Origin of the sequence: Saccharothrix luteola, from assembly GCF_020859565.1 — a bacterium.
Taxonomy (GTDB): domain Bacteria; phylum Actinomycetota; class Actinomycetes; order Mycobacteriales; family Pseudonocardiaceae; genus Actinosynnema; species Actinosynnema luteola.
The window spans coordinates 38194-50705 of sequence record NZ_JAJHUO010000011.1; the positions used below are offsets into that span (position 1 = coordinate 38194).

General features: G+C 73.0%; 13 protein-coding genes. 9 read left to right on the forward strand and 4 right to left on the reverse strand.

The genetic code is table 11. From position 1 onward, the window contains the following. Nucleotides 1-253: 253 nt before the first annotated feature. Together LNK82_RS16780 and LNK82_RS16785 are read right to left on the reverse strand one after the other, a co-directional pair. Nucleotides 254-778: a DUF6886 family protein gene (locus LNK82_RS16780; protein ID WP_230567923.1), complete on the reverse strand. Its 525-nt coding sequence runs from the start codon at nt 776-778 to the stop codon at nt 254-256. A 213-nt stretch (nt 779-991) separates the two neighbouring features. Continuing rightward, nucleotides 992-1426 carry an Hsp20/alpha crystallin family protein gene (locus tag LNK82_RS16785; protein ID WP_230567924.1) on the reverse strand — a complete coding sequence of 145 codons (435 nt, stop codon included), beginning with the start codon at nt 1424-1426 and terminating at the stop codon, nt 992-994. A gap of 112 nt (nt 1427-1538) precedes the next feature. Here LNK82_RS16785 and LNK82_RS16790 point away from each other — a divergent pair, with 112 nt between their 5' ends. Further along, nucleotides 1539-2108 (forward strand): hypothetical protein, encoded by a 570-nt coding sequence (locus tag LNK82_RS16790; protein WP_230567925.1) that lies wholly within the window; start codon nt 1539-1541, stop codon nt 2106-2108. 580 nt (nt 2109-2688) lie between these two features. After that, nucleotides 2689-4299 (forward strand): outer membrane protein assembly factor BamB family protein, encoded by a 1611-nt coding sequence (locus tag LNK82_RS16795; protein ID WP_230567926.1) that lies wholly within the window; start codon nt 2689-2691, stop codon nt 4297-4299. A 47-nt stretch (nt 4300-4346) separates the two neighbouring features. Here the strand turns inward: LNK82_RS16795 and LNK82_RS16800 are convergent, their stop codons facing one another. Together LNK82_RS16800 and LNK82_RS16805 are read right to left on the reverse strand one after the other, a co-directional pair. Continuing rightward, entirely contained in the window at nt 4347-5228 is an 882-nt protein-coding gene (locus tag LNK82_RS16800; protein ID WP_230567927.1) for a S66 peptidase family protein, read from the reverse strand. After that, the gene (locus LNK82_RS16805) at nt 5225-7138 is read right to left on the reverse strand and encodes a S9 family peptidase (RefSeq protein ID WP_230567928.1); all 1914 of its coding nucleotides are present in this window, start codon (nt 7136-7138) and stop codon (nt 5225-5227) included. Before LNK82_RS16805 ends, LNK82_RS16800 begins: the two co-directional genes overlap by 4 nt. Before the next feature lie 128 nt (nt 7139-7266). Here LNK82_RS16805 and LNK82_RS16810 point away from each other — a divergent pair, with 128 nt between their 5' ends. From LNK82_RS16810 to LNK82_RS16840, 7 genes are all read left to right on the forward strand, one after another. After that, nucleotides 7267-7833, forward strand: a complete 567-nt coding sequence (locus LNK82_RS16810; protein ID WP_230567929.1) for a DUF3090 domain-containing protein — start codon at nt 7267-7269, stop codon at nt 7831-7833. An 8-nt stretch (nt 7834-7841) separates the two neighbouring features. Next, complete coding sequence (locus tag LNK82_RS16815; protein WP_230567930.1) at nt 7842-8636, forward strand: SCO1664 family protein; 795 nt, start codon at nt 7842-7844, stop codon at nt 8634-8636. 74 nt (nt 8637-8710) lie between these two features. After that, nucleotides 8711-9184, forward strand: a complete 474-nt coding sequence (locus LNK82_RS16820; RefSeq protein WP_230567931.1) for a GNAT family N-acetyltransferase — start codon at nt 8711-8713, stop codon at nt 9182-9184. Beyond that, nucleotides 9185-9946, forward strand: coding sequence for an aminoglycoside phosphotransferase family protein (locus tag LNK82_RS16825; RefSeq protein ID WP_230567932.1), 762 nt, complete (start codon nt 9185-9187; stop codon nt 9944-9946). 11 nt (nt 9947-9957) lie between these two features. After that, a complete protein-coding gene (locus LNK82_RS16830; protein WP_230567933.1) occupies nt 9958-10764 on the forward strand; it encodes a DUF3097 domain-containing protein in 807 nt (268 codons plus the stop codon). Nucleotides 10765-10804: 40 nt separating this feature from the next. Beyond that, a complete protein-coding gene (locus LNK82_RS16835) occupies nt 10805-11230 on the forward strand; it encodes an NfeD family protein (protein ID WP_230567934.1) in 426 nt (141 codons plus the stop codon). A 16-nt stretch (nt 11231-11246) separates the two neighbouring features. Then, a complete protein-coding gene (locus LNK82_RS16840; RefSeq protein ID WP_230567935.1) occupies nt 11247-12458 on the forward strand; it encodes an SPFH domain-containing protein in 1212 nt (403 codons plus the stop codon). Nucleotides 12459-12512 lie beyond the last annotated feature (54 nt).

Sequence of the window (12512 nt, forward strand, 5' to 3'; positions counted from 1 at the left end):
TTCTTGTCCGCCTTGGAGGAAGCGATGCCGATTCCGGTCACCGGTGCGACCGGCGCCGTCGGACCGAGGTGGGCGCCGGGGTGCGGCGGGTGACGCATCCCGGGCGCAACGCCCGAGCCGGTCCGACGACGATCCACTGGAGTCGCGGCTGCGGGTGTACCACTGGGCGATCGGGTCGTCCGGGATGGAGTGGACGTACCTGTTCCCGGGCGAGTTCACGGCCAACACGCGGGAGTGGACGGCTGTGGGTTTGTCAGGCCGGGTCGGGCAGGGCGTTGCGCAGCCGGATCCCGCTGAACCCGAGCGTGCTCGCGACCACCCGTCGCCAGAACGGCCACAGGTTGGCCATCAGCCGCAGCTCGATGCCCGCGTCCTCGTGCAACGCCAGCAGGTCGCCGACAGCTTCAGGTGCGCCGAGGGGTTCGACCGGTTCGGTGGCCACGTGGGCGTTGGTCGGTTCGCCGAACGGCCGGAACGCCCGCGCGTCGAACCGGTAGGCGTACAGGCGCGCGGTCTGCATCCGGCGCAACCAGCCGAACTCGATCGCGTGAACCCGTTCGACACCCAGCCACGCCCGGTCCTCGGCGCTGGTGGTGGGTTCGACCCACGTCAGCGCGCGGGGGCACTGGCGCGGGAACCAGTAGTCGGGCGACCGTGCGTAGTCCACGGCCCACACGTACGCCTCGGGTTGCCGGGCGGTGGCGGCGACGTGCGGCTCGAACCGGGTGATCGTGGGGTCTTCGGAGAAGTGCAGGACTTCCCCCTGCGCCGGTCGCATGGTCGGCGATCCTGTCGGATGCCGGCCGGCGCGATCCACCGATTTCCGCTCCTGCCACGCCGGTGACCGACCGCGTCGCGACGGCACCGCGTCGATGGAACCGTGGTCGGCGTAGCGGAGCTGCGGCGGCGCAGTCGTGGTCGGTGGACGATGTGCACCGGGCCTACCTGCCGTAGACCCGGTGCACATCCGGTATCCGACGGCGTCGATGTGTCAGGCGTTGATCTCCTTCGGGGCGTCGTCGGTGTGGCCGATGGCGATCTTGCGCGGCTTCGCCTTCTCCGCGATCGGGATGCGCAGCGTCAGCACGCCGGAGTCGTAGTCGGCCTTGATCCGCTCGACGTCGAGCGAGTCACCGAGGAACAACTGGCGCGAGAACACGCCCAGCGGTCGCTCCGACAGCTGCATCTCGACGTCGTCGGTGCGGTTGGGGCGACGCTCGGCCTTGACGGTGAGCACGTTGCGCTCGACATCGAGATCGATGGCGTCCGGCGTGACACCCGGCAGGTCGAACTCCACGACGAACTGGTCCCCGGCGCGGTAGGCGTCCATCGGCATGGGTGTGGGCCGCGACCAAGTGCCCGGTCCGCTGAAGAACTGCTGCGCCAGCCGGTCCAGCTCCCGGAACGGGTCCGTGCGCATCAACATCGGGAACACCTCCTGGTCTACGTGGTCAATGCGCTGGTGATTGCGCTGCGATTCAGTTCTACCATGTCGTCATGTGGTTGACAAGACCGAATGTCGTCGGTAAGTTGACGTCATGGCGATCGGGGATTACGAGACCGTCCGAGCGGCGGCGACCGGGGAAGACCTCAGTGCGGGGCAGGTGCTGTCCGCACTGGTCCTCCTGCGGCACTTGCGCGACGAGCTGGCCGGATGGGAACCACAGCTGATCGCCGCAGCGCGCGGGTTGGGCACGAGCTGGGCCGAGCTCGCGCCCGCGCTGGGGGTGGCCAGCAGACAGGCGGCGGAGCGCCGGTACCTGCGGCTGCGCCCGTCGAACCTGGGTGCGACGGCCGAGGGCCGGGTGCGTGCCGAACGGGACAGACGGGCGGCCGACCGCGCGGTGTCGCAGTGGGCGCGCGACAACGCCGCGTCGCTGCGCAGCCTGGCCGGTCAGGTCGGCCGGATGGACGTCGTGGTGCGCGAGGCGCTGGCGGCGGACGACGCCGTGGCGCTGCTGGAGCCGTTGATGGCGGCGCTGGGCAGGATGCGGGCCAGCCACCCGGAGCTGGCCGAGGAGATCCAGGCCGTCGGCGACCGAGCGGAGGAGGTGCGACGCGACACCCAAACATTGCGGGACAACCAGATGCTCCGCGACAACCCCTGACCACGACCTGGCCGCCAGGTCGCAACCACCTCACCGCAACTGACCACCACGTGGCAACCACCGGCCATCACCTGATGCCGGCGGACGATCCTGACGTCCGCTGACGACCTGCCGCCACCTGTAGCGCCCGTGCCGCCCGCTCGACGACGTGACGGGTCCGCTCACGCCACGGCAGGCGGCCGACCTCCTGACAGGCCCGTTGCAGTGGCCGCTCGGACGACCCCGTCAGGTGCACCGGGAACCTCGCGGGTCGCACTCGCCGAGCGACCTGGTCGACCGTCGGGGTGAGCGGCCAGGTCAGCTGCAACGGCGGTCGGAGCTGTCGGTCCGGTCGGGGATCAGGTCGTGGGGCGGTGGGGGTGCGGGGCCGTGCTTCGGCAGGCGGGCGCGGTGCGCACGGTGCCGGTGTCGGCCGTGATGACGCCGGAGGAGGGTAGTCCTTCGCGGGGTGGGTCGGGATCAACCGATCGGCTCGGTCGGGGTGGACCTTCTCCCGATGGGATCCGGTCCTTTCGTGGCTCGTGGTCGTCGGTTTCCGCTGTCACGGTGGAAAGGCTTTCCACAATGGCAGGGGGATGGGATGCCGATCTCTGAACGGGCAGTGGCGTTGGTGGCGGCGGCTTCGGCGGTGGCGTTGGTCGGGGCGGGGGTCACGTCGGCCTCGCCGGGGCGGCCGGACCGGTCGGGTGACTGGGCCACGTGGTCGAAGGACGCGGCCGGGTCGCGGTACGCGGCGGCGGAGTGGCGGATCACGCCTCGCACCGTGTCGAAGCTGAAGGTGAAGTGGGCGTTCGCGTTCCCGAAATCGACGGCTCCGGTGCGGAGCCAGCCCGCCGTGGTCGGCGGGGTGGCGTTCTTCGGCGGCCCGGACGGGAAGTTCTACGCGCGGGACGCCGAGACCGGCGCGGAGGTGTGGACGACGGACCTCTCCGGCATCGCTCCGGGGGCGCGTCCGGCGATCCCGTGGGACAGCCCGTCGGTGTCGGGCGGGCGGGTGTACTTCGGCGACATCCGGGGCTTCGTCTACTCGCTGGACCAGGCCACGGGTCGGGTGGTGTGGGCCGAGCAGGTGGACGCGCACCCGGCGGCGACGGTGACCAGTTCACCGATGGTGCACGACGGGAAGGTGTACGTCGGTACGTCGAGCGGTGAGAACGCGGCCACCGGCCCGGACGGGACCGACGATCCGAACTACCCGTGCTGCACGTTCCGCGGCCACATCGACGCCTTGGACGCGCGCACGGGAGAGCTGGTGTGGCGGCACTACACCGTGCCGGAACCGCAGGCGGTCGGGACGTGGCCCAGTGGCGCGACCAGGTACGAGCCGTCGGGCGCCGGGGTGTGGAGCTCGCCGGTGGTCGACCCGCGCAGCGGCACGGTGTACGTCGGCACTGGCCAGAACTACACGGGCAGCGCGGGCGACTTCGACACGTTGCTGGCGCTGGACCACCGCACGGGCGTGGTGAAGTGGCGCAACCAGGTCACGAAGGCCGACACGTGGCGCGGGTTGTGCAACAGCCCCGACCCGGAGGGCTACTGCCCCGGTCTGAAGGACGGATCGGCGTTGGACTACGACATCGGCGCGACTCCGAACCTGTTCACCGTCGGCGGGCGTCACCTGGTCGGGGTGGGGCAGAAGGTGGGCGTGTACCACGTGTTCGACGCGTCGACCGGCGAGGTGGTGTGGCGTCGGCAGCTGGGTGTGCCGCTGCCCGGCGGCGGCATCTCGGGCATCCAGTGGGGCACGAGCTACGACGGGCACCGGCTCTACATCGCGACCTACTTCGCCGACCCGGGCAAGGTGTTCGCGGTGGACCCGGCCACGGGCCGCGTGCTGTGGGAGACGCCCAACCCGGCGGACGGCTGCACGACCGGCGGCGCGGCGGCCCACCCGGAGATCTGCTCGCTGGGCCACGGCCCGGCGGTGACGAGCAGCCCAGGTCTGGTGTGGGAGGGCGGCAACGACGGCAAGCTGCGGGCGTACTCGGCGCGTGACGGCCGGGTGCTGTGGACCTACGACACGATCCGGGACTTCACCGGGGTGAACGGCCTGCCGGGTCGCGGCGGCACGATCTCCGGCGGCGGCGGTGGCGCGGTCGTGGCCGACGGGATGGTGTACGTGCAGGCGGGCTACTCGCCGGAGTACCCGAACCCGGACGGCGGTGACGTGCTGCTCGCGTTCGGCCTGTGACCGTCGGAGCCTGCGACAAACCTGGTGCCGGCCGGGCGCCGGGGTGGTCACGTCACGACGGTGACCACCCCGGCGCCGCCGTCGATCTCGACCGGCACGCCGAGCGGCACGGTGAGCTGGCCTTCGCAGTGCCCGAACCCGGCGTCGGCGACGATCGGCACACCGAGCCCGCCGAGCCGGTCGGCGAGCACGGCGGACGGGTCGCCGCACCCCGTCCACGAGCCGAGCACGAGCCCGGCGACCTGGTCGAACCACCCGGACCGCAGCAGGTCGGTGAGCATCCGGTCGAGCCGGTAGGGCTCTTCGTTGACGTCTTCGAGCAGCACGACCGCGCCGGGGGGCGGCGGCGCGTCGAGCAGGCTGAGGTTGCCGCCGACGGCGACCCCCCGCGCGACCCCGGGCGCCATGCCGACACCCCGGTAGGACGTCACGCCGCCGAACAGGGCGGCGCGGAGCCGTTCACGGGCGGCGGTGTCCTCGACGAACGCCCTGGTGCCGATCATCGGCCCGAACCACGTGGGCACGCCGTGCGCCCAGAACCGCTGGTGCAGCACGGTGGTGTCGCTGGAGCCCACGAACACCTTGCGACGCCCACCGGCCGCCGTGGCCACCACGGCGTCCCAGTCGACCAGGTCGACCATGCGCAGGCTGCCGTAGCCGCCCCGGGCGCACAGCACCCCGGCCACCGCCGGGTCCAGCCAGGCCCGTTCGAACGAGCGGGCGCGGTCGGCGTCGTGGCCGGCGAGGTAGTCCAGCGTCGGGTGGGTGTCCAGGGCGTGGGCGTCGATCCGCACGTCCAGGCCCCACTTGCGCAGCCACGCGGCGCCCGCGTCGAGGAGTTCGGCCGAGCAGGGTCCGGCCGGGCTGACCACGACGACCCGGTCGCCCGGCCGCAGCAGCCCGGGCCCGGAGGTGGCGTCGGAGGTCACCGGCGCAGCTCCAGGACCGCGATCCCCTCGGGCGTGAAGCCGAACACCTGCCCGTAGAACGACAGCTCGGCCTCCAGCGCCGCGACGATCGTCTCGGCCTTGCGGAACCCGTGCTGCTCGCCCTCGAACGTGAGGTAGGCGTGCGGGATGCCGGTGCCGTCCAGCGCGGAGGCGAACCGGTCGGCCTGGTCGGGCGGGCAGATCTCGTCCTCCAGGCCCTGCAGCAGCAGCACGGGCCCGGCGAGCCGGTCGACGCGGTGGGACGGCGACCGTTCGGCGTACCGGTCGGCCGCCGCGGGCCAGGGCCCGACCAGGCCCTCGACGTAGCGGGACTCGAAGTCGTGGGTCTCGCCGCCCTCGCCGGTCCAGCCGGCCAGGTCGAGGATGGGGAACGCGACCATGCCGCACCGGTAGGTCTTCACCGAGGTCAGCGACGCGGCCGAGGTCCAGCCGCCCGCGCTGCCGCCGCGGATGGCGAGCCGGTCGCCGTCGGCGGTGCCGGAGTCGGCCAGGGCCTGGGCGACGGCGGCGCAGTCCTGCACGTCGACCACGCCCCACTGCTCGCGCAGCCGTTCGCGGAACGCCCGCCCGTAGCCGGTGGAGCCGCCGTAGTTGACCGCGACCACGCCGATGCCGCGGCTGGTCAGGTAGGCCAGTTCGGCGTCGAGCACGGGCGCGGACCGGCCGGTGGGCCCACCGTGGACGTGCACGACGTAGGGCGGTTTCTCGCCCTCGGGGGCGGTGAAGTCGGGGTTGCGCGGCGGGTAGACGTAGGCGGGGACGTCGCCGTCGGGCCCGCTGAACACGCGTTCCTCGGGCACGGGCAGGTAGTCGACCGGCAACGGCGACTCGCCGGAGGTGTGCTCGGTGAGGGCGCCGGTGGACAGGTCCAGCGACACCACGGCGGACTCGGCCAGCGGTCCGGCGGCGCCGCTGACCAGGACGCCGTCGTGCACGGCGAGGTGCGCGTGCCAGACGGGCTGGTCCACGTCGACGTCGGTGACGGTGCCGCTGCGCTCGTCGAGCACGGCCAGCGCGCCGGAGCGCAGCACGGCGTAGCGGCCGGGGCCGATGGCGGCGAACCAGCGGTTGCCCAGCCGCCACATCGGTCCGCCCAGTTCCGCGGCGCACGGCGCGAGGTTCTTGCGGGCGCCGTCCAGGCCGATGCGGAACAGGTTCCACCAGCCGTCGGGGTCGGTCAGCGCCAGCAGGGAGTCGCCCTCCCACTCGACCTGGCACACGGCCTCGGTCTCGCCGCCGGCCAGCACCCGGTGCTCCGAAGAGCCGACCTCGGCGACGCACAGCTCGGTGCCGTCCCACGGCATGCGGGGGTGGTCCCAGCCGATCCAGGCGTAGTGGCGGCCGTCGGGCGAGAGCCGGGGTCCGGTCATGAAGTGGTGGCTGGCGGCGAGCACGCGGGGCGGGGAGCCGTCCAGCGGCAGGGCGACCAGGTCGCGGCGCACGTCGGTGCGGGCGTCGCCGGTCACGGTCTCGCGCACGCACCACACCTCGGCGTGGCCGGGTCCGGCGGTGAGGTCGGCGTAGCGGTGGCCGTGGCGGCGCGCGGGCTCGGGGCTGAGCGGGACGGGCCGGGGGTCGTCGGGGTCGAACAGGTAGACGCGCTGGTCGTCCCAGTTGGTGAACGCCACGCGCGTCCCCTCTGGGGTGTCCAGCACGACCCACGGCCGGCCGCCGTACTCGTGGACGCGGTTGCGCACGTTCCACGGCGGCGGCAGCAGGTCCTGCCCGTCGCGCACGAGCGCGACCCGGCCGCCCTCGGCGGGTCGTCCCTCGGCCCACCAGGGACGACCGTCGTGCAGGTCGACCCACTGCAGGCCCCCGCCGGCCGCGGCGGCGTCGGCCGCGTCGATGGGCGATGTCCACGTTCCGTACGGTGCGATCTTCACCACGCGGCGACCTTATCCGGGTGCGTGCCGGCCGGTCAGCGCCGACCGACGGGGAGTCGTGTTCGCCGGTCGTGGAAAAGCAAGGGGCAGGGCTGCCGATCTTGCTCGCGTGGCCTAGGGTCGTCGTTGTCATGGCACGCGTCATCCACGTATTCCGCCAGCCCGACCGGTTCGTCGCCGGCACAGTCGGGCAGCCTGGCGAGCGCACGTTCTACCTGCAGGCCTCCGAGGAGGCCCGGCTGGTCAGCGTGGCGCTGGAGAAGCAACAGGTCGCCGTACTCGCCGAGCGCATCGGCTCGCTGCTGGAGGAGGTGCACCGGCGGTTCGGCGCCGACGTCCCCGACGCGGTCCCCGAGGACCTCCGGGACACCGAACCGCTGGCGGTGCCGGTCGAGGAGGAGTTCAAGGTCGGCACGATGGGGCTGGGCTGGGACGCCGAGTCCCGCGCGGTGGTCATCGAACTGCTCGCGATCACCGAGGAGGAGGTCGACGAGGCGGTGGTGCTCGACGACACCGAGGAGGGTCCGGACGCGGTGCGGGTGTTCCTGAGCCCGGTGGAGGCGCGGGCGTTCGCCGAGCGCGCGGACCGGGTGGTGCGGGCGGGCCGCAAGCCGTGTCCGCTGTGCGCCGAGCCGCTGGACCCCGAGGGGCACGTGTGCCCGCGGCAGAACGGCTACCGCCGGTCGGACGAGGGCTGAGCGCGGCGGTGGGTCCGGCTGACGACGGGGTGCTCGACTTGCTGCGGCGTGGCCGCATCGACGTCGAGGGCCGGCTGGTGGACGCGTCGAACGCGACGTTGTTCTGCGCGATCAGCCTCGACGGCGTGACCGCGAAGTGCGTGTACAAGCCGGTGCGCGGCGAGCGGCCGTTGTGGGACTTCCCCGACGGCACGCTGGCGGGCCGCGAGGTGGCCACGTACCTGGTGTCGGAGGCGGCCGGGGTGCACGTGGTGCCGCCGACGGTGCTGCGGGAGGGTCCGTTCGGGTCGGGCATGGTCCAGTTGTGGGTGGAGACCCGCGAGGACGACGACCTGGTGGACATCGTGCCGGTGGACGAGGTGCGGCCGGGGTGGCGTTCGGTGTTGCGGGCGCACGACCGGTACGGGGAGCCCGCGGTGCTGGTGCACGCCGACCACCCGCGGGTGCGGTTGATGGCGGCGTTCGACGTGGTGGTGAACAACGCCGACCGCAAGGGCGGTCACGTGCTGCACGCGCTCGACGGCGCGGTGTACGGGGTGGACCACGGGATCTGCCTGCACGGCGACGACAAGCTGCGCACGGTGCTGTGGGGCTGGTTGGGCGAGGAGCTGCCCGGGGAGGCGGTGGAGTCGCTGCGGCGGCTGCGCTCGTGCCTGGACGGGGAGCTGTCGGAGCGGCTGCACGAGCACCTGACGCGCGCGGAGGTGCGGGCGTTGGCCGAGCGGGTGGACAAGCTGCTGGCGGCGGGGGTGTTCCCGGAGCCGTCCAACGACTGGCCGGCGATCCCCTGGCCCGCGTTCTGAGCGGGCGCGACACCGGCGGGCGGTTCTGCGCGGGGATCTTCTGACGTCGCGGGTGCGTGTTGTCTACTTGCCGCGTGGGCGTCGAACTGCGCGAGGTGACCGCTGCCGACGTGTTGGTGTTCTTCGAGCACCAGCGCGATCCGGAGGCGGTCCGGATGGCCGCGTTCACCCCGTCGGACCCGTCGGACCGGGCGGCGTTCCTGGTGCGGTGGGCGCGGATCCTGGCCGACGACTCGGTGGCGGCGCGCACGGTGGTGTTCGACGGCGACGTGGTGGGCCACGTGGGGCGGTTGCGCCAGTTCGGTGAGCCGGAGGTGGTGTGCTGGATCGACCGGGAGCACTGGGGCAAGGGGCTGGCGACGGCGGCGTTGCAGCTGTTCCTGCGGGAGGAGCCGCTGCGCCCGCTGTACGCGCGGGCCGCGGTGGACAACCTGGGGTCGCTGCGGGTGCTGGAGAAGTGCGGGTTCGTGCCGGTCGGCGAGGACGTGGGGTTCGCCGAGGGGCGTGGTGAGGACGTGGAGGAGTTCATCTTGAGGTTGGACGGCTGAATGGCGTCGTTGGCCGACCGCATGACGCGGCGCTTCGGGCCGGGGGTGCGGTCGTGGCTGGACGGGCTGGACGCGCTGGTGGCGGGGTTGTGCCGGGACTGGGGCCTGGAGGTGGTGCGGCCGTTGTCCGGGGGCACCTCGCACGCCCTGATGTGCACGCGCGGCGGTGAGCCGGTGGTGTTGAAGGTGACGCCGGAGCCGGCGATCTCGGTGCAGGAGCACGCGGCGCTGCGGGCGTGGGAGCCGTCGCCGCGGATGGTGCGGGTGCTGCGGGCGGATCCGGCGCGGGGCGCGTTGCTGCTGGAGGGCCTGGTGCCGGGCACGCCCGCCGCGGACGGTCCGGGGCTGGCCGAGGTGCTGCGCGGGCTGCACATCGCGCCGCCGGAGGGGTTCCCGCCGTTGCACGAGCGGGTGGACTTCGTCTTCGACGTGCTGCGCAGGCGGCACCCCGGCGACCACGACGCGGCTCACGCGCGGGCGGCGGCGCTGGCCCGCGACCGGGTGGCGGCGACGTTGCTGCACGGCGACCTGCACTTCGGCAACGTCCTGGACGCGGGCGAGCGCGGGTTGGTGGCGATCGACCCGCGGCCGTGCGTGGGCGACCCGGCGTCGGACGCGGTGGACTTCGCCTACGCCTCGCCCGACCTGCGCGACGGGATCGAGCGCTGGTCGGCGGTGGTGGACGGGGACCGGTTGGCGGCGTGGTGCGAGGTGTTCGCCGGGTTCTTCCCCGATCACCCGTCGGTGGCCGCGGGCCGGTAACGTCGCCGGCCGTGCGATCACACGACTACGGCCGCGACGTGCTGTCGGGCCGCAAGCGCAGGACGGTGCCCGAGGTGGCGGCCGAGGTCGGGCTGGTGGCGGAGGACCCGGCGTCGGGGTTCTGCGGCGCGGTGGTGCGGTTCGAGCACGGTCAGGTGGTGCTGGAGGACCGGCGGGGCCGGCAGCGGCTGTTCCCGCTGCGCCCGGCGGGGTTCCTGGTGGACGGGCGGCCGGTGACGCTGGTGCGGCCCGCGCCGGCGGCGGCGAAGCCCGCGCGGACGGCGTCGGGGTCGGTGAAGGTCGAGGGGCTGCGGGCCCGCACGGCCCGGGACAGCCGGATCTGGGTGGAGGGCCTGCACGACGCGGAGCTGGTGGAGCGGGTGTGGGGGCACGACCTGCGCGTGGAGGGCGTCGTGGTCGAGCCGCTGGACGGGGTGGACGAGCTGGCCGGCCGGATCGCGGAGTTCGGCACGGGACCGGGCAGGCGGCTGGGTGTGCTGGTGGACCACCTGGTGGCGGGCAGCAAGGAGTCGCGGCTGGTCTCGGCGATCCGGGACGACGACGTCCTGGTCACCGGTCACCCGTACGTGGACGTGTGGCAGGCGGTGAAGCCGGCGTCGGTGGGGATCGCGGCGTGGCCGGTGGTGCCGCGGGGCGTGCCGTGGAAGGAAGGGGTGTGCGCGGCGCTGGGCTGGGGTCAGCCCTACGAGGGGTGGCGTCGGGTGTTGGCGGGGGTGTCGGGGTTCCGGGACCTGGAGACGCCGTTGATCGGCGCGGTGGAGCGTCTGATCGACTTCGTGGCGGAGCCGGCGGGCTGAAACCCGCCCCTGGTGGCCCCGGAAGTGCGAGGATGGGTGGGTGGCCGCGCTGATCTGGTTGATCCTCGGTGTCGTCCTGGTGGCGGCCGAGATCCTGTCGGGCGACTTCGTGCTGGTCATGCTGGGCCTGGCGGCGTTGGGCGCGGCGGGCGCGTCGGCGTTGGGCGCGGACGTGGTGCTCAGCGGGATCGTGTTCGGCCTGGTGTCGTTGGGGCTGGTGGTGGGCGCGCGGCCCGCGATCAAGCGCCGGATGGCGCTGGGTTCGGGGCACAAGTCGGGCGTGGAGGCCCTGGTGGGCGCCACGGCCGTCGTCGTGTCCACTGTGGACGGCCACGGCGGTAGGGTGCGGATCGGCGGCGAGGTGTGGTCGGCGCGGTCGTTGGACCGCGAGGTCATCGAGCCCGGCGCCGAAGTCACTGTTGTCGAGATCTCGGGCGCGACCGCAGTGGTGCTGTCCGGGGCCTGAGTGGAGGCTGGGAGAGTTGACCACGACGCTGATCGTCATCGCGGTCCTGGTGCTGTTCGTGCTGGTCGTGACGGTGAAGTCGGTGCTGGTGATCCCGCAGGCCACGGCCGCGGTGATCGAGCGGCTGGGCCGCTACCGCACGACCGCCGCACCGGGGCTCAACATCCTGGTGCCGTTCTTCGACCGGGTGCGGGCGCGGATCGACCTGCGCGAGCAGGTGGTGTCGTTCCCGCCGCAGCCGGTGATCACCCGGGACAACCTGACGGTGTCGATCGACACGGTCGTCTACTTCCAGGTGACCGACCCGCGGGCGGCGGTGTACGAGATCTCGAACTACATCGTGGGTGTGGAGCAGTTGGCGACCACGACGCTGCGCAACCTGGTGGGCGGGATGAGCCTGGAGGAGACGCTGACCTCCCGTGACCAGATCAACAACCAGTTGCGCGGCGTGCTGGACGAGGCGACGGGCCGGTGGGGCATCCGGGTGGCGCGGGTGGAGCTCAAGGCGGTCGACCCGCCGCCCTCGATCCGGGACTCGATGGAGAAGCAGATGCGCGCGGACCGGGAGAAGCGCGCGATGATCCTCAACGCGGAGGGCCAGCGGGAGGCGGCGATCAAGTCCGCGGAGGGGCAGAAGCAGGCGCAGATCCTGTCCGCGGAGGGCGCGAAGCAGGCGGCGATCCTGTCCGCGGAGGCGGAGCGGCAGTCGGCGATCCTGCGGGCGCAGGGTGAGCGGGCGGCCCGGTACCTGCAGGCGCAGGGTCAGGCGAAGGCGATCGAGAAGGTGTTCGCGGCGATCAAGGCGGGCAAGCCGACGCCGGAGGTGCTGGCCTACCAGTACCTGCAGACGTTGCCGCAGATGGCGCAGGGCGACGCGAACAAGGTGTGGCTGGTGCCGTCGGACTACGGCAAGGCGCTGGAGGGTTTCGCGAAGATGCTGGGCGCGCCGGGCGAGGACGGCGTGTTCCGCTACGAGCCGCCGGTCTACGAGAAGCCGGAGACGTCGTCGCCGGAGCAGGACGACGCGTCGGTGGCGGAGTGGTTCGACACGGCGCCGGACCCGGCGGTGGCGGAGGCGGTGCGCGCGGCGGAGGCGGTGGCCCGCAAGGAGGTGCCGGGTCCGTTGGAGCAGGCGTCGGTGGAACGCGGGCCGGAGCGCGGCACGTTGGGGTCGTCGCCGGCGGCGCGGGAGGTCGGGGCCGGGGAGCCGCGGTCGCCGCACGAGTGATCCCCTGGCAGTGATCTTGGACGCAGTGGTGGGGCGTCGGCGGTGGTCGCCGGC